At 65.0% G+C, this 15,162-nt stretch carries 16 protein-coding genes and 1 tRNA gene; 9 read left to right on the top strand and 8 right to left on the bottom strand.

The window, feature by feature from the left end:
* Positions 1-197 precede the first annotated feature (197 nt).
* The 3 genes from HXX15_RS15200 to HXX15_RS15190 form a co-directional block, all read right to left on the bottom strand.
* The gene (locus tag HXX15_RS15200; RefSeq protein ID WP_296517003.1) at positions 198-1,088 is read right to left on the bottom strand and encodes a crotonase/enoyl-CoA hydratase family protein; all 891 of its coding nucleotides are present in this window, start codon (positions 1,086-1,088) and stop codon (positions 198-200) included.
* Positions 1,089-1,244: 156 nt separating this feature from the next.
* Complete coding sequence (locus tag HXX15_RS15195; protein WP_296517001.1) at positions 1,245-2,660, bottom strand: amidase; 1,416 nt, start codon at positions 2,658-2,660, stop codon at positions 1,245-1,247.
* Positions 2,653-3,825 (bottom strand): M20 aminoacylase family protein, encoded by a 1,173-nt coding sequence (locus HXX15_RS15190; protein WP_296516999.1) that lies wholly within the window; start codon positions 3,823-3,825, stop codon positions 2,653-2,655. Before HXX15_RS15190 ends, HXX15_RS15195 begins: the two co-directional genes overlap by 8 nt.
* 242 nt (positions 3,826-4,067) lie before the next feature.
* Between HXX15_RS15190 and HXX15_RS15185 the strand changes: the two genes are divergently transcribed.
* A tRNA-Leu gene (locus HXX15_RS15185) sits at positions 4,068-4,154 on the top strand.
* 197 nt (positions 4,155-4,351) lie between these two features.
* Here the strand turns inward: HXX15_RS15185 and HXX15_RS15180 are convergent.
* Positions 4,352-4,795 (bottom strand): BLUF domain-containing protein, encoded by a 444-nt coding sequence (locus HXX15_RS15180; RefSeq protein WP_296516998.1) that lies wholly within the window; start codon positions 4,793-4,795, stop codon positions 4,352-4,354.
* A gap of 663 nt (positions 4,796-5,458) precedes the next feature.
* Here HXX15_RS15180 and HXX15_RS15175 point away from each other — a divergent pair.
* Positions 5,459-7,216 (top strand): EAL domain-containing protein, encoded by a 1,758-nt coding sequence (locus tag HXX15_RS15175; protein ID WP_296516997.1) that lies wholly within the window; start codon positions 5,459-5,461, stop codon positions 7,214-7,216.
* A gap of 160 nt (positions 7,217-7,376) precedes the next feature.
* Positions 7,377-7,805 (top strand): twin-arginine translocation pathway signal, encoded by a 429-nt coding sequence (locus tag HXX15_RS15170; RefSeq protein ID WP_296516996.1) that lies wholly within the window; start codon positions 7,377-7,379, stop codon positions 7,803-7,805.
* Positions 7,806-7,836: 31 nt separating this feature from the next.
* Here HXX15_RS15170 and HXX15_RS15165 read toward each other — a convergent pair whose 3' ends face one another.
* Together HXX15_RS15165 and HXX15_RS15160 are read right to left on the bottom strand one after the other, a co-directional pair.
* Positions 7,837-9,051 carry an FAD-dependent monooxygenase gene (locus HXX15_RS15165; protein WP_296516995.1) on the bottom strand — a complete coding sequence of 405 codons (1,215 nt, stop codon included), beginning with the start codon at positions 9,049-9,051 and terminating at the stop codon, positions 7,837-7,839.
* Positions 9,052-9,058: 7 nt separating this feature from the next.
* A complete protein-coding gene (locus HXX15_RS15160; protein ID WP_296516994.1) occupies positions 9,059-9,304 on the bottom strand; it encodes a zinc-finger domain-containing protein in 246 nt (81 codons plus the stop codon).
* A 214-nt stretch (positions 9,305-9,518) separates the two neighbouring features.
* Here HXX15_RS15160 and HXX15_RS15155 point away from each other — a divergent pair, with 214 nt between their 5' ends.
* The 4 genes from HXX15_RS15155 to HXX15_RS15140 all read left to right on the top strand — a co-directional run bounded on the left by HXX15_RS15155 (position 9,519) and on the right by HXX15_RS15140 (position 12,926).
* A complete protein-coding gene (locus tag HXX15_RS15155; RefSeq protein ID WP_296516992.1) occupies positions 9,519-10,685 on the top strand; it encodes a hypothetical protein in 1,167 nt (388 codons plus the stop codon).
* A gap of 48 nt (positions 10,686-10,733) precedes the next feature.
* Positions 10,734-11,489, top strand: coding sequence for an alpha/beta fold hydrolase (locus HXX15_RS15150; protein WP_296516990.1), 756 nt, complete (start codon positions 10,734-10,736; stop codon positions 11,487-11,489).
* Positions 11,490-11,722: 233 nt separating this feature from the next.
* Entirely contained in the window at positions 11,723-12,550 is an 828-nt protein-coding gene (gene cysE, locus HXX15_RS15145) for a serine O-acetyltransferase (RefSeq protein WP_296516989.1), read from the top strand.
* Between the two features lie 157 nt (positions 12,551-12,707).
* The gene (locus tag HXX15_RS15140; protein WP_296516987.1) at positions 12,708-12,926 is read left to right on the top strand and encodes a DUF3126 family protein; all 219 of its coding nucleotides are present in this window, start codon (positions 12,708-12,710) and stop codon (positions 12,924-12,926) included.
* Positions 12,927-13,035: 109 nt separating this feature from the next.
* Here the strand turns inward: HXX15_RS15140 and HXX15_RS15135 are convergent, their stop codons facing one another.
* On the bottom strand, positions 13,036-13,743 hold the full coding sequence (locus tag HXX15_RS15135) for a hypothetical protein (protein WP_296516986.1): 708 nt from the start codon (positions 13,741-13,743) through the stop codon (positions 13,036-13,038).
* Positions 13,744-13,771: 28 nt separating this feature from the next.
* Entirely contained in the window at positions 13,772-13,954 is a 183-nt protein-coding gene (locus HXX15_RS15130; protein WP_296516985.1) for a hypothetical protein, read from the bottom strand.
* Between the two features lie 2 nt (positions 13,955-13,956).
* Between HXX15_RS15130 and HXX15_RS15125 the strand changes: the two genes are divergently transcribed.
* A complete protein-coding gene (locus HXX15_RS15125; protein WP_296516983.1) occupies positions 13,957-14,286 on the top strand; it encodes a hypothetical protein in 330 nt (109 codons plus the stop codon).
* 58 nt (positions 14,287-14,344) lie between these two features.
* On the top strand, positions 14,345-14,875 hold the full coding sequence (locus HXX15_RS15120) for a gamma carbonic anhydrase family protein (RefSeq protein WP_296516982.1): 531 nt from the start codon (positions 14,345-14,347) through the stop codon (positions 14,873-14,875).
* The last annotated feature ends 287 nt before the right edge of the window (positions 14,876-15,162 follow it).

Genomic DNA, 15,162 nt, shown 5'->3' with positions numbered 1-15,162 from the left:
GATTCAAGTTCGTCATTCCGGGGCGCGTGCAGCGATAGCTGTGAGCGAGCCCGGAATCCATAGCCCCCGGGCTGGAATGAGATCGATGGCCTCATCCACACGCGGCACTGCGGAGGATGGATTCCGGGCCTGCGCTTCGGCCGGCTACGCCGACCGAATTGCATCCCCGGAATGACGAACGCGAAGTAGTTTCAGCGTTACTGATAGTCCCGTTCGTCCCACCACGGGAAATACGACGGCATGTCGGCCGAGACCTTGTTCTTGAACTCCGCCGGGCGCTTTTCCAGGAACGACACCACGCCTTCCTTGACGTCCTCGGAGCGGCCGCGCGCATAGATGCCGCGGCTGTCGACCTTGTGCGCCTCCATCGGATCGTCGGCGCCGAGCATTCGCCACATCATCTGCCGGATCAGCGCGATCGACACCGGCGCGGTCTTCTCGACAAAGCTCTTCGCCAGCGCGCGGGCGGTCGGCAGCAATTGGTCCGGCGGCACCACCTGGCTGACCAGCCGGCCGGCCAGCGCTTCCTGCGCCGGGAACACCTTGCCGCTGTAGCACCATTCCAGCGCCTGCGAGATGCCGACGATGCGCGGCAGAAACCAGCTCGACGCCGCTTCCGGCACGATGCCGCGCTGCGAGAACACGAAGCCGAACCGGGCATTCTCCGAGGCGATCCGGATATCCATCGCCAGCAGCATGGTGGCGCCGATCCCGACCGCCGGGCCGTTGACAGCGGCGATCACCGGCTTCAGGCATTTGAAGATCCGCAGCGTCACCTGGCCGCCGCCGTCGCGCACTTGCGGATCGCTGTAGTCGACCTCACCGGACGGCAGCCGTTTCACCGGGCCGCGCCGCGCATCACGATCGAAGGTGTCGGCGCCCGCCGACAGATCGGCGCCGGCGCAAAAGCCGCGGCCCGCGCCGGTGACGATGATGGCGCGGACATTGTCGTCGGCGTCGGCTTTGTCGAACGCATCGATCAGCTCGGCCTGCATGGTGCCGTTGAAGGCGTTGAGCTTGTCGGGCCGGTTCAGGGTGATGGTGAGAATCTGGTCGGCGACCTCGTATTTGATGGTCTCATACGCCATGTTGGTTTGCTCCCGACTGTTGTTCGTTGCATTTTTTGAAGCATGTTCGGCGACGCAGTTCAACGTCATTGCGAGGAGCTCTTGTGACGAAGCAATCTAGTTCTTGCCTGCAGTCCTGGATTGCTTCGCTTCGCTCGCAATGACGCGAAACGCGCCTTACTTCGGCGGCGACGGCCATGGCCGCTGCGGGCCGCGGATACCTTCGAACGCTTTCGCCATCCGCAGCACGCCGAGATCGTCGAAGCGGCGGCCGACGATCTGCAGGCCGATCGGAAATCCGCTGGCATCATAGCCGGCATTGATCGAGGCGGCGGGATGCTCCGACATGTTCCACGGCACGGTATAGCCGATGTGCTCGAACGGCTTGTCGGGATCGTTGAGCGGCGAGGCCAGCTCGGCGGCGAATTTCACCACCGGCGACACCGGCGACAGCACGTAGGCCAGGCTCGAGAACAGTTTCGCCGCGGCGGCGCGGATCGTCATGGTGGCGTTGAAGCCGCGGATCACGTCGACGCCGGACAATGTGGCGCCGGTCTCTGCCCAGCGCTCGATATAGGGCAGCATCCTGGCGCGCTGCTCCGGGGTGAATTTGGCGACGTCGTCCCACATCCGCGCCCGCCAGAAATGATCGAGGCCGTCAAGCGTCTCGCGCGTCATCACGCCAGCGACTTCGGTGACGAGCGCGCCGGCGGCCTCGAACGCCTTCGCAGCCCTCACCACGACGTCGCGCACCGGCTGCTCCAGCGCCTGGCCGACGCCGGCGTCCAGCATCAGCCCGATCCGCAAGCCGCGCGGTTCGATCGCAAGCGCGCTCCAGTCGAAATCGTTCGGCGGCAGGCTCATGCCGTCGCGGGCGTCGGGCAGCGACAGCACGCTCATCATCAGCGCGGCGTCGGCGACGGTGCGGGTCATCGGGCCGGCGCAGCGGCCGACATAGGGCGGGTCGATCGGAATCCGCCCCAGGCTTGGTTTCAGCGCAAAGATGCCGCACCAGCACGCCGGCAGTCGCACCGAGCCGCCGATGTCGGTGCCGAGATGCAACGGACCGTAGCCGGCCGCGCCTGCCGCGCCGGCGCCGGCACTGGAGCCGCCGGTGTTCTTGGAGAGGTCCCACGGATTGCGGGTGAGGGGATGAAACGACGACAGCCCGGACGACAGCATGCCGTAGTCCGGCATCGTGGTCTTCGAGAAAATCACCGCGCCGGCTTCGCGCAGCCGCGCCGACGGCGGCGCATCGAGCGCGGCCGGCACCAGCTTTGTCGTGGCGGCACCGAGCGGGATCGGCACACCTTTTGTCGCGACGTTCTCCTTGATCGTGGTCGGCACGCCGTCGAGCGGGCCGATCGGCGCGCCATTGCGCCAGCGTTCGGTCGAGGCCTTGGCCACCGCGCGGGCGCCGTCCGGATCGAATGCGTACAGCGCCTTGATGGACGGCTCCCAGCGCGAGATATTGGCGAGCACGTCGTCGAGCGCCTCTACCGGCGAAAACGCCTTGGCGCGGAAGCCCTCGATCAGTTCGACGGCGGTGAGGTCGTGCAGCGCGGTGGCCGCCTTGGCGACGCCGTCAGACATTAGACGTCAGCGGCAGCCGGGTTTCGATGATGCGGGCGAACATGCTGGCGCCGACCGGCAGCATGTTGTCGTCAAGCACGTATCCCGGATTATGCACCGGCACCGAGCCGTGATGGCCGAGCCAGAAATACGCCCCGGGCACCGCGTGCAGCATGTCGGCGAAATCCTCGGAGCCCATCTTCGGCTGCGCCCGGGTGATGACATTGTCGGCGCCGACCACGGTTCGCGCCACCTCGGCGACGACGTCGCTCTGTTCCTGCTCATTGACCAGCACGCTGAAGCCATCGCGGATATCGACCTTGATCTCGACATCGAACGCCAGCGCGATGCCGGCGGCCAGCTTGTGCATCCGCTCGCGCATCAGCTTGCGGACGCCTTCGTCGAAGCAACGCACCGTGCCGCACAGTTTGGCTTCGCCCGGAATCACGTTGTAGGCCGAGCCGGAATGGATCTGGGTAATCGACAGCACAGCCGCCTGCAGCGGATCGACGTTGCGGCTGACGATGCTCTGCATCGCCTGGCCCAGCGTCATCGCGATCACCACCGGGTCCTTGGAGCGCTCCGGCATCGCCCCGTGGGCGCCGTAGCCGCTGATGGTGATGTCGAAGAAATCCGCCGCCGCCATCGCGGGGCCGGGCAGCACCGCGACCTCGCCATGGGCGAGGTCGGGCGCGTTGTGCAGGCCGTAAATCTCGTCGCAGGGAAACTTCTGGAACAGCCCGTCGGCGATCATGGCGCGGGCGCCTCCGAGGCCTTCCTCGGCGGGCTGGAAGATGAAATGCACGGTGCCGTCGAAGTCGCGGGTCTCGGCGAGATAGCGCGCGGTGCCCAGCAGCATCGTGGTGTGACCGTCATGGCCGCAGCCGTGGAACCGGCCCGGGATGGTCGAGCGCCAGCGCAGATTGGTGTTTTCCTCCATCGGCAGCGCGTCCATGTCGGCGCGCAGCCCGATCCGGCCCGTGCCGTTGCCTTTGCCCCTCAGCACGCCGACCACGCCGGTGCCGCCGAGGCCGCGATGCACCTCGATGCCCCATTGCGCCAGCTTGTCGGCGACGATGCCGGAAGTGCGGACTTCCTCGAAGCCGATCTCCGGATGGGCATGCAGATCGCGGCGGATCGCGGTCAGTTCCTCGGCATAGCCGTCGATGCGCTCGATATTGGGCATGGGGCCTCTCATTGGCAGCTGGGGCGGGCGCTGCGGGGGACGGTTGGAGCTGGCGGCGCAATCGGCGGGCGAGGTGACCGCCGCCGGACACAACGGTATCGAACTGAATTTCGCTGGCGTTGTCAAAGCGCGCCGGCGCAGGGCCGCTTTGCTTTGCGCCGTGCCCTCGACTATGAATGCCGCATCTTGGCGCCCATCAAGGCATTGCCGGCCGGTGGCCAGGGCACGGCCGGGCGGCCGATGCGGACGTGGCGGAACTGGTAGACGCAAGGGACTTAAAATCCCTCGATGGCAACGTCGTGCGGGTTCGATTCCCGCCGTCCGCACCAGTATAGATTGACCAATAGAATCATGGACCTGCACGCACCGATCGGAGTGCGTCGGCAATGCCGTCAAGTGGCGCAGTCAAACGGTCGAACATTTCGAGTTGCGACCGATCGGTGGCGGAAGCCGCGCCCCTCCGCGCCAATACGTCCCTCGCGCTGAAGTCGGGTCGGGGCTGGCGTGTCACCAAGACGCCAGAACACTAAGCGGCGCGCGTTTCTTGCTCGATGACGATCCTGCGCATCCTCTTGAAGAGGCACTCGCCTCGCATCCGCCTGGACTCGAAATCGGTTGCCTCGCCTAGGTGACCGAAGAGGTTCCTTCCCTCGTGCGAGCGGCCGATGAATGCCATGGACCACAACGGGAATGTCCGAACCGGCGTTGGTTCGTGGGCAAGAACCTCGACGTGATCATGCCGACTGTCATGCCGGATCTTGTCGAACATCGTATCAATGTCCTGCCGAGCGCCTTCCAGAACCTGGGCGAAAATACCAGAATTGAAAATGAGTGCGCCGGTGATGCCGAGATGTGGGTTGTTACGCCAGGACGATGAAAGGATAGCATGCACCTGCTGCTCCACGTCGTCCGCTGAACCAGAAATGCGATTTCGACTGACATAAGCTAGGCGATGGAGATCTATTGCCATGGTAACTTTGACCTATATTTCCGTTATGCGGTTTAATGCGCTCTACACCGCCAATGCGTCGTTGTTTTTCCGTCGCTTGGCGCCGAAATGTGCTTTGTCGGTTTCTGGCGAGTAAAGTCCACGGCTCGTACAAATACGTGAAATTCGCGTGGAACGGCCTTGCAGCGCGAAACCGTCGGCCGTTGAGTTCATCGCGGATGCCATTGCCGGCGCCACCACCACCGGCAAAGCTAGGCGCACAGGATACCCAGACCCCGGTCGGCGCGGAGCGTCGATTTCTCCAGGGTGACCGGCAGCCTGCTGAGATGCATGACCTTGGTGACGACCGATCTCCGTCGCTTGGCCTGGCTGCAGGAATCCGCGCTGACGGAATGTCGAAAACCGCCGCTTGGTCGGTGCTGCTCTTGAGCGCTGATGGCCGTCGCTGGACTAACGCGGATTTCATCACATCCGTGCGACTGTTCGCCCTTAGGGTCCAATATATTAGATGGTATTTTGGTAGAGAGGACGGCTGTTCCAGGGGAAGGCGGCATCCGGATTAATTTCGGGGAAACGCCGGGTCGGGAATTCGCGAATGCGGTTTCCCGATCTCTTCATTCGCTTCGACTATGATGACATCAACTCACCGAACATTTCGAGCAGCCGGTCGCTGATTGTAAACTGATGACGCAAGGCAAGGGAAAAGGGCTGAACAGCATTGCGATCCGCTTCGGCCTGATGGCGGCGGGTTTCTCGGCGCTGTGCGTGGGCGCCCAGCTCTATTTTCTCGCCCAACCAGAATCCGCGAGGGGCGCCGCGCTCGCGGCCTCCTGCGTGCTGTCGATCCTGTTGCCGGCCGCGGTCACCTATCTGGCGGCCAGAAAACTGGCCACGCAGATCGGCGCGCTGCGCGCGGGCACCGAGGCGATCGCCGCCGGCAATTTCGACAGTCCGCTCGAAGTCGACTGCGCCTGCGAAGTCGGCGGGCTGGCGGACAGTTTCCGCAAAATGGTGGGGCGGTTCAATTCCAATATCGTGCGCATGAACGCCCTGGCCCACAGCGACATGGTGACGGGACTGCCCAACCGCGCCGTGGTCGCCCATATGCTCAGCCAACTCACCGCGCAGGATGCCGCCGGCGAGGGCGCGGTGATGTTCATCGATCTCGACGGATTCAAGAAGATCAACGACGTGCTCGGTCACGAAGCCGGCGACGAATTGCTCAGGCTGGTGGGCGATCGCATCATCCATGACGGGCTCGACCGGCAGCCGGAACAACTCGCGGCCTACACGACGACGTTCGGCGAACTGCGGGCGGAGCCCCCGCAAGGCCCGGTGCTGGCGCGTTTTGCCGGCGACGAATTCGTCTTGCTGTTCCCCGGCCTCACCGGCGCCGACGCCGTCGAACGACACGCCGAGGCCATCCTCAGTGCGATCCGGCGACCCTTCCTGATCTGGGACAATGAAGTCGAGATCAGCGCCAGCATCGGCATCGCCCGGACCCCGATCGACAGCGATGACCCGGCGGAATTGCTGAACTTCGCCGATCTGGCGATGTACGCCGCCAAGCAGGGCGGCAAGAACCGTGCGGCCTTCTTCGAACCCGCGCTGCGCGACGATATCGTCGAGCGCAGCACGATCGAGGCCGATCTTCGCTATGCGCTCGACTATGGCGGCCTCAGCCTTCACTATCAGCCGCAGCTCGATAGCCAGACTCTTGAATGCGTCGGGGTGGAGGCGCTGGCGCGATGGGACCATCCCACGCGCGGACCGGTGTCGCCCGCGATCTTCATTCCGATAGCCGAGCAGGCCGGATTGATGCCGCAGCTTGGCGCGCACATCTTCCGGATGGCGGCGCGACAATGCCGGGAATGGCTGGACGCCGGGATCCGCCGACGCGTGGCGATCAACGTCTCGCCGATTCAGTTCGAAAACCCGAACCTGATACGGGAATCCCTTGCCATCTTGGCGGAGTTCGACCTCGATCCGGGATTGATCGAGATCGAGATCACCGAGTCGATGGCAATGTCGGATTTCGCCGCCTCGCAATCGCGCGTCAGGCAGTTTCAGGATGCCGGCGTTCAGATTTCGATCGACGATTTCGGCACCGGGTTTTCCAACCTGTCGCAGCTCGCCAAAATGCCGTTCGACTCGCTGAAGATCGATCGATCGTTGATTGCCGATATCGGCAGTTTGCCCAAGAGCGAGGCGATCATCAGGGCGATCGTCAGCATGGCCCACGCGCTCGGATACAGCGCGATCGCGGAGGGTATCGAAACGCCGATGCAACATCAATTCCTGCAGCGGCTCCATTGCGATGCGGTTCAGGGCTATCTGTTCGCCCGGCCGTTGACGGCGACGCAGCTCGATCGCTGGGAGCAGGGCCGTTCGCAAAACGTCGTCCGCAACTGGCAGGACAATCTGTCGGTCCAGCTTCGCTGACCCGGCATTGCGTCGATCGGACGGTACGCAAGCGTCATCGGCTGTGCCGTCAAGCGGTCGCTGTGCCTGCCGCCCCTTGTCCTTGCCCGCGTTTTGGCCTCAATGCGGTCATTCAAGCGTGGTTTTACCCAAACTCAACACCATTCGGCTAGTAAGCACCATGATCGACCGCCTCCGCCATCATTCGGGCACGCCGCGTCTCGCCGCTGCGGCCGTGCTTTTGGTCGGCACGCTTGGCCTCGGCGGCTGCGCGGGCCTCGCTGACAGCGCCGCTTCGGCTGCTTTCGTCGATCCGGCCAAATACAATCTGTACGACTGCAAGCGGATCGATGCCGACCGCAAGACGCTGGCGCTGCGCACCGCGGAATTGAACGGCCTGATCAGAAAGGCTGAGACCGGTGTCGCGGGTTCGGTGGTTGCGGAAGTAGCCTATCGCAACGACTACATCACGGTTCGTGCCCAGGCCCGGCTTGCCGAGGAAGCCTGGCACGACAACAAATGCACCGACGCCGGCGTGGCGGCGGGCGGCGCGACGCCGAGGCCTGGAGCGACCAATGTGCCGCCGCGATCCGGCGGTGCCGTCTATTGATCGGTGCGACCGCCCCCACGCGGCGTGAAAATCACGCTCGCCAGTCGTAGATCCAGTCCTGGCGTGCCAGCAGCTGCGCGCCGCCGATGCTCCTCATCACCAGGTCGCGCGCGAACGCCGCCGGACCTCCGAGGTGATAGATCGTGCCGTTTTGCCGCGCGGTCCGCTGCACCCTTCCGACCCGCGATTGCCGCAACCGGCCGTAGCGTTGCAGCGTTGCCGGCACCGACAGCGCGTCGCCGGTGCCGCGCTCGCCGTGGCTCTCCTCGAGGCATTTCGCCAGCACCGCGGCGTCCTCGATCGCCATGCCGGCGCCCTGCGCCGCGAACGGCAACATGCCGTGCGATGCGTCGCCGAGCAGCGCGGTGGCGCCTTTGCTCCACACCCCGCCGTCCGGCATCGTGAACAACGCCCAGCGCTTCCAGCTGTCGACGGCGCCGATCATCATCCGCGCCGGCGACGGCCAGCGCGCCGCCGCGAAACGGTTCTTGATCTCGGTGGCCTCGCCGAGGGCGCTCCAGCCCGGCCGATTCCAGCTGTCGGCCACGATCGCCACGATGTTGATCTGCCGCCCGGCCGAGATCGGGTAGGCGACCAGATGGGCGTTCGATCCCATCCAGAGTTGCACGCCGCGGGCTGTGATGCCGCGCGGCAATTGCTTGGCGTCGATGGTGCCGCGCCACGCGATCAGGCCGCTGAATTGCGGATGCGATTCGGGAAACAGCTGGCTGCGCACGCTTGACCAGATGCCGTCGGCGCCGATCAGCGCCAGCGCCGGTTCCTGCTGCCGCGTGGCGTTGCTGCGCTGCCCGACGGTGACCCCCTTGGCATGGCTGGCGACATCCTCGAACTGGCAGCCGAGCCGCAGCTCGATCGCGGGCGTATCGTTGACTTGGGCTTGTAGCGCCGATTGCAGGTCGGCGCGGTGGATCACCCAATAGGGTGCGCCGCAGCGAAACGTCGCGGCCTCGCCGAGTGGCAAACGCACCACCTCGGCGCCGCTGCGCGCGCTCATCACGGTGACGGCGTCGGGAACGATCGCGCGCGGCGCGAGCCGGGGTCGCAGTCCGAGATCGATGAGTACGCGGCTGGCATTCGGCGACAGCTGCAGGCCGGCGCCGGCTTCCTCGAGACGCTCGGCCTTTTCCAGGATGATGACGCGAAAACCCTTCGCCGCCAGCGCCAGCGAGGCCGTCAATCCTCCGATGCCGGCACCAGCAACGACGATGGTGCGGGAGGTTGCCACGGATTGATTAGGCGACTTTGTCCCTCAGCACGCATTCCGGCGGCCGGGCATCGCCGGGTGAAAGATCGGCGGCAAATCGATACAGGGTCGAGCAATACGGACAGATGATCTCGTTGTCGTTGCCGAGATCGAGAAACACGTGCGGGTGATCGAATGGCGGGTTGGCTCCCACACACATGAATTCCTTTGAGCCGATTTCGATGATCGCAACGCCGGCATCATTGTGAAAATGCGGAACCACGTGGTCGGACATAAATTTCACCTTTGGTCGCAACGGAGAGGGCCATCACGGTGCAGCGCACCATACCGGCAGCTGCTCATGATTCCTAGAGCGGCCGGCTACGCATTGCCCCTGGAAATTCGACACAATCTGGTGGCCTTGGAGAAGCCCTCCTTTCGTCGGGTCGGTTGTGTCCACGAGATGACGCACCACATTGAATAGCAACGCAGCAGAAGGATCGAGGACCATGCGGCGGCAGCTCAGCCTGGCCAAGGCAGGCACCGCGCTATGCGCAGTGGCTTTCGTGCTGGCTTTGCCGCATGCGCGCGAAGGCGGCGCGATGCTGGCTGCGCAGAACGATCCGGTCAAACTGTCCGATCTGCGGCTCAATTCCGTTTTGCGGGATGACGAAGGTGTGATCGCGCGGACCATCACTGCGGCGCTGGAGGCGAAAGATGCCGACCTCGCCAACAGCCTGGTTGAGCTTGCCGCCGCCAGGCGCATTGCGCTTCCCGACGAGCTGACCCGGCGCGTCGCCGCGGCGATCACCGAGGAGAACTCGGCCTCACACCGCGTCCAGCAATTCGCCACAGGCCTTGTCACCGGAACCGCCGACGACGTCGCCAGCCTGTCCGGCACCGTCGCCGGCGATCTGTTCGTGTTCGGCGATGTCCGCGACGTGGTGCGCGAGGGCACGCATCTGGCGATGGGCGAGGACACCGACCGGCTGGTGCTTGGGCTCGCCGCCGCGGGGCTGGCGGTGACCGCCGCCACCTACGCCACGGTTGGTGGCGCCGCCCCGGTGCGTGCCGGGCTCACCATGGTCAAGGATGCCCGCAAGCTCGGGCGGATCGGCGAGGGGCTGACGCTGTGGGCTGGCCGTTCGGCGCGCGAGGTGGTCGATGCGCCGGCGCTGCAGCGGGCGTTCGCGGGTGGATCGTTCAGCCAGCCGGCCGCAACCATCAGCGCCGTCAAGGCGGCGTTCCGGGCCGAGAAGGCCGGTGGATTGGTGCGGCTGGCCAAGGATGTCGGACGGATCGGCGAGAAGGCCGGCGCCCGCGGCGCGCTCGATACGCTGAAGATCGCCGAGGGTCCGAAGGATGTCGCCCGCGCCGCGCAGCTGGCGGAAGCCAAGGGCGGGCAGACCCGCGGGATTCTCAAATTGCTCGGCCGCGGCGCGCTGTTCCTCAGCCTCGGCGCGCTGAATTTCACCTGGTGGGTGTTCGGCGCGGTGCTGGCATTGCTCGGCTTCGTCGCCTCGATCAAATCCGGTACCGAGCGGATGACGCAGTCGTGGATCGATCGCGGCAAGACCAGACGGGCGCGAAAGCTGCTGGCGTCTGCCAAGGTTGTCGACAAGGCCGCCGCGAATGCACCGACTGCGCAGTTGCCCGCGCTCGGCGCGCCCTGCTAATCCGCAATCATCGTTGCGACCTTCCCGATCCGAACCATGGAATGACCGATGCCGAGCTTTGACCACGGCGGTGTAGACATCGCGTATCTCGACGAAGGCGAGGGCGACCCGATCATTCTGATCCACGGCTTTGCATCGAACAAGAACGTCAACTGGGTGTATCCGACCTGGGTCTCCGAATTGAAGAAGCACGGCCGCCGGGTGATCGCACTCGACAACCGCGGCCACGGTGAATCCGCCAAGCTGTATCAGCCCGAAGCCTACAGCATCGAGGCGATGGCCGGCGATGCGGTGGCGCTGATGGATCATCTCGGGATCGAGCGCGCCGACGTGATGGGCTATTCGATGGGCGCGCGGATCACCGCGCGGCTGGCGCTCGAGCAGCCGGCGCGGGTGCGTTCGGCGATCATCGCCGGCGTCGGCATCGCCCTGATCGAAGGCGGCGGCCCCGGCGAGAACGTCGCTGCGGCGCTGGAGGCGGCCTCGCTCGACGACGTCACCGACCCGGTCGGCCGCACCTTTCGCGCCTTTGCCGAACAGACCCGCTCCGACCGCCGGGCGCTGGCCGCCTGCATGCGCGGCTCGCGCGGGCTGATGGCGGCGGAGGATGCCGCGCAGATCGGGGTTCCGGTGCTGATCGCAGTCGGCACCAAGGATGAAGTTGCCGGTTCGGCGCGGGCGCTCGGCGACATCATCCCGGGCGCCGAGGTGCTGGACATTCCCAACCGCGATCACATGCGCGCGGTGGGCGATCGGGTCTACAAGGAAGGCGTGCTGGATTTCCTGGCGCGGCGGCCGCGATAGCCGGCGGGCGTTGCGGCCGGCAAGAAACTTGCTCCCCTGCAACTTGATAATGTCGAACGGCCGCCCACGTTGACGTGAGCTGGGTCGATGCCGGCACTGACCGATTTCGGGAATGTTCTTTGATTCAGTGCGTTAGCGCCGGAATCCGGCGCGCTAGCGGTGCCAACCGCGCCGGGACAGCCGTCGTCCCGTCGTGCTACAATGGCGGCGAACCTCGAATTCGCGAGAACAACATGACAGTGCATCAGGTCAATCCGCAGAACGCAAAGTTGGCGACGCTCGATCCGATCTGGGAGCGTGTCCGCAACGAAGCGGAAGATATCGTTCGCCGCGAACCGGAACTGGCGTCTTTCATCTATGCGAGCGTGCTGCATCATGACCGGCTGGAAGATGCGGTGGTGCATCGCGTCGCCGAGCGGCTCGATCATCAGGCGCTGTCGGGCGATTTGATCCGGCAGACCTTCGACGAGGCGTTGCGCGATCAGCCCGACATCGGCAACGCGTTTCGCGCCGACATGGTGGCGGTGTTCGACCGCGACCCGGCGACCGCGCGCTTCATCGATCCGCTGCTTTACTTCAAGGGCTTCCACGCGCTGCAGACCCATCGCCTGGCGCATTGGCTGTTTCACCAGGGCCGCAAGGATTTCGCGTTCTATTTGCAGAGCCGCTCCTCGGCGGTGTTCCAGACCGACATCAATCCGGCCGCTCGGATCGGCCGCGGCATCTTCCTCGACCATGCCACCGGCCTGGTGGTCGGCGAAACAGCGGTGATCGAGGACGATGTCTCGATTCTGCATGGCGTCACGCTCGGCGGCACCGGCAAGGAGCATGAGGACCGCCATCCGAAGATCCGGCATGGCGTGCTGATTGGCGCTGGCGCGAAGATCCTGGGCAATATCGAGGTCGGGCACTGCGCCCGTATCGCGGCCGGCTCCGTGGTGGTGAAGCCGGTGCCGCATAACGTCACCGTGGCCGGCGTGCCGGCCAAGGTGGTGGGCGAGGCGGGCTGCGCCGAGCCGTCGCGCACCATGAACCAGATGCTGAACGCGATCGGCCTCTGATCCCGCCGATTGACGCGCGCAATTTGACCGCAGGGGGTTGCGGTGCGCGCGTCTTGAAAGTACTCACGCTGCGGCTTTCGGTTCGGCGGACTCGCCCGCGAATTTCGGCGAGTGCGCCCGGCAGCTTCGGCGAAGCTTGATTGGATTGGAGACACCAGTGGACGTTCAGGAAGTCAGAAAACTCGACGCTTACCTCAAGAAGCTGTTCGGCAATCCGAAGATTCGCGTGGTGCCGCGGCCGAAGAAGGACGATTCTGCCGAGGTTTATATCGGCGAGGAATTCATCGGCGTGCTGTTCGTCGACGATGAGGACGAGGACCGTTCGTTCCAGTTCCAGATGGCGATCCTCGAGGACGATCTGGTCGACGAAGGCTGACGCGCGCGGGAGCGGGACGACTTGTCTTCGGGGTCGTGTTCCCGCTCCTTGTTAGTTGTTTGAGCGTGATGCTGTCCGAAAACCGGTCGCCAGTTTTCCGGAGCGCGCGCTAGCTTCGCGGGCCATGGAGTTGCTTGGCGAGCTGGTCGATCGCGCCGGCCACCTCGCGCCATTGCGCCAGCCATTGCCGCGGAAAGCGGAAGGTCAGATCGGCGCCGTCGATCCGGCGCTCGCTGAGGCACATTCCGGGTGTCGCGCCGTCGCGGGTGCAACGCGCCGAAAGCTCCGGCGCGCTGGCGCTGAACAGGTCCTCATTGGCGTAGGGCGAACCGTCGCGGAACGCCTGCTGGGTCAGGCCGTCGGACGCGGCCGATGCCTCCGGCATCAGGTAACGTGGGTAGATCGTGCGCAGCCGCAGCTCCGGCGCCAGCGCGTCGTGATGCGCCGCGATCGACAGGAAGATCCGATCGATCGGTTGGCCAGTTTGTTCGATCGTCTCGGCGTTGACGTGCTTCGGACGCTCCGGCGGGGCGAGCGAAGGATACTGGAAATTCAGATCGACCCGCTCCTGCGGCCCGGAATGTTTCTGCATCTTGACCCGGAACGCCATGGTCGGAACGTTGAACAGCGTCGCGCCGACGCTGACCGGGGTACGATCGGGCAGGCTGGTGACCTCCGACCGCCATGTTGGCCACAGCAGATAAATGATCGCCGCGATCGACAACGTCGTCACCACGCCGGCCAGCAGGATCGGCACGCGGTGGCTCCGCCGCGAAGAGCGGCGACGAAGATGGTGCGCTGGTGTCAGCAGGGTCATGGTGCGGCAGCTGCGAGGGTGGAGCGAATCAGCGCCGAATATGCCACGCGCCGCAATCATTCAGAACGGCTTTGGCCGCCGCCGATCCGGCCGAGCCGCGCGCCTGGCGCGGGTCCGGCTGCGCCGTTAACCGTTTATTAAGGATCAGGTGGCGGGCGCCGGCGCTTTTTGCGACACCTTCGGGACCTTGTGCCGTGTAGCGAAAGATCACCGATGTCGCCGGATGCGTTGAATAACCTGTTCTCGCTGTTGATCGGCTTTGCGTTGGCCGGAGCGCTCTCAAGCGGCTATCACGCGCTGCTGCGCCGCCCGGCGGGGTTCGCGCTGCTGCAACAGGGCGCGGCGCCGAAAACCATTGCGGCGGTTCCGTTCCTGATGTTCGCGGCGCCTTTCATCATCATGCGCAACACGCTGCGCGCCGAGCCGATCGAAGGCCGCCGCGCCCAGTTCGTGATGGCGGCGACGGTGCTTTCCGGGTTCTGGAGCCTGATGTCCGGCACTTTCGTACTGATGGCGCTGCAGGCCCTCGGCCTGTTCGCCTGAAAACCATTGCCCTGCCGGCCCGGCATTGCCATGAGTGTGCGGGTAACAGGAGACCGACATGGCGATCTACCAGCTGGACGGGCAGGGGCCTGATCTCCCCGCCGACGGAAACTATTTCATTGCCGAGACCGCGACGGTGATCGGCAAGGTCCGCATGCTGGCTTCGGCCAGCGTCTGGTTCGGCGCGGTGCTGCGCGGCGACAATGAGTGGATTGAAATCGGCGAAGGCTCCAATGTGCAGGACAGCAGCACCTGCCACACTGACCCGGGCTTTCCGCTGACGATCGGCAAGGGCTGCACCATCGGCCACAACGTCATCCTGCACGGCTGCACCATCGAAGACGGCGCGCTGATCGGGATGGGCTCGATCGTGATGAACGGCGCGCGAATCGGCCGCGGCAGCGTGGTCGGCGCCGGCTCGATCATCACCGAAGGCAAGCAGTTTCCGGAGTACTCGCTGATCCTCGGCGCCCCCGCGAAGGTGGTGCGCACGCTCGAGCCGGCGCAGGCCGCGGCGATGGGCGGTGCGGCGAAATTCTACGTCGCCAATGGGTCGCGCTACACCAAAGGTCTGAAGAAGATCGGCTGAGGCCGGCGCGGCCGGGCTGCTTCAGATTCGTCAAAGCGCCCTGATCGAACGCGATCGGCTTGCGCATGGCGCGATGTCGTCCTACGCGACGTCAAGTATCGGGCCGGAAACCATTCCCTTCGCGGCAACGCGTAGCACAAAGAAAAACCTCCGGCGGGGCATCGCCGGAGGTTCCTTGGAGGTTTACAGAAGAGAGGAAAGGCTCCTTTCGGGTAGTTTAGATTAGAAGTTCCGCTGGGCGCGGACGAGTCCGGTCCAGGTATTTTGATCCTTGAACTCGTAGCGGA

The organism is Rhodopseudomonas sp., from assembly GCF_013377015.1.
In the GTDB taxonomy this organism is placed as follows: domain Bacteria; phylum Pseudomonadota; class Alphaproteobacteria; order Rhizobiales; family Xanthobacteraceae; genus JARJEH01.
The sequence above is the reverse complement of the archived record's forward strand: the minus strand, read 5'-3'. Positions and strand labels throughout refer to the sequence as shown.

Bases quoted from the DNA above. Each gene is read 5' to 3' on its own strand.
- HXX15_RS15190 (WP_296516999.1), bottom strand. From the start codon at position 3,825: ATGCCCAATATCGAGCGCATCGACGGCTATGCCGAGGAACTGACCGCG.
- HXX15_RS15120 (WP_296516982.1), top strand. From the start codon at position 14,345: ATGGCGATCTACCAGCTGGACGGGCAGGGGCCTGATCTCCCCGCCGAC.
- HXX15_RS15170 (WP_296516996.1), top strand. From the start codon at position 7,377: ATGATCGACCGCCTCCGCCATCATTCGGGCACGCCGCGTCTCGCCGCT.
- HXX15_RS15200 (WP_296517003.1), bottom strand. From the start codon at position 1,088: ATGGCGTATGAGACCATCAAATACGAGGTCGCCGACCAGATTCTCACC.
- HXX15_RS15125 (WP_296516983.1), top strand. From the start codon at position 13,957: ATGTCGCCGGATGCGTTGAATAACCTGTTCTCGCTGTTGATCGGCTTT.
- HXX15_RS15175 (WP_296516997.1), top strand. From the start codon at position 5,459: ATGACGCAAGGCAAGGGAAAAGGGCTGAACAGCATTGCGATCCGCTTC.
- HXX15_RS15180 (WP_296516998.1), bottom strand. From the start codon at position 4,795: ATGGCAATAGATCTCCATCGCCTAGCTTATGTCAGTCGAAATCGCATT.
- HXX15_RS15155 (WP_296516992.1), top strand. From the start codon at position 9,519: ATGCGGCGGCAGCTCAGCCTGGCCAAGGCAGGCACCGCGCTATGCGCA.
- cysE (WP_296516989.1), top strand. From the start codon at position 11,723: ATGACAGTGCATCAGGTCAATCCGCAGAACGCAAAGTTGGCGACGCTC.
- HXX15_RS15135 (WP_296516986.1), bottom strand. From the start codon at position 13,743: ATGACCCTGCTGACACCAGCGCACCATCTTCGTCGCCGCTCTTCGCGG.
- HXX15_RS15195 (WP_296517001.1), bottom strand. From the start codon at position 2,660: ATGTCTGACGGCGTCGCCAAGGCGGCCACCGCGCTGCACGACCTCACC.
- HXX15_RS15150 (WP_296516990.1), top strand. From the start codon at position 10,734: ATGCCGAGCTTTGACCACGGCGGTGTAGACATCGCGTATCTCGACGAA.
- HXX15_RS15160 (WP_296516994.1), bottom strand. From the start codon at position 9,304: ATGTCCGACCACGTGGTTCCGCATTTTCACAATGATGCCGGCGTTGCG.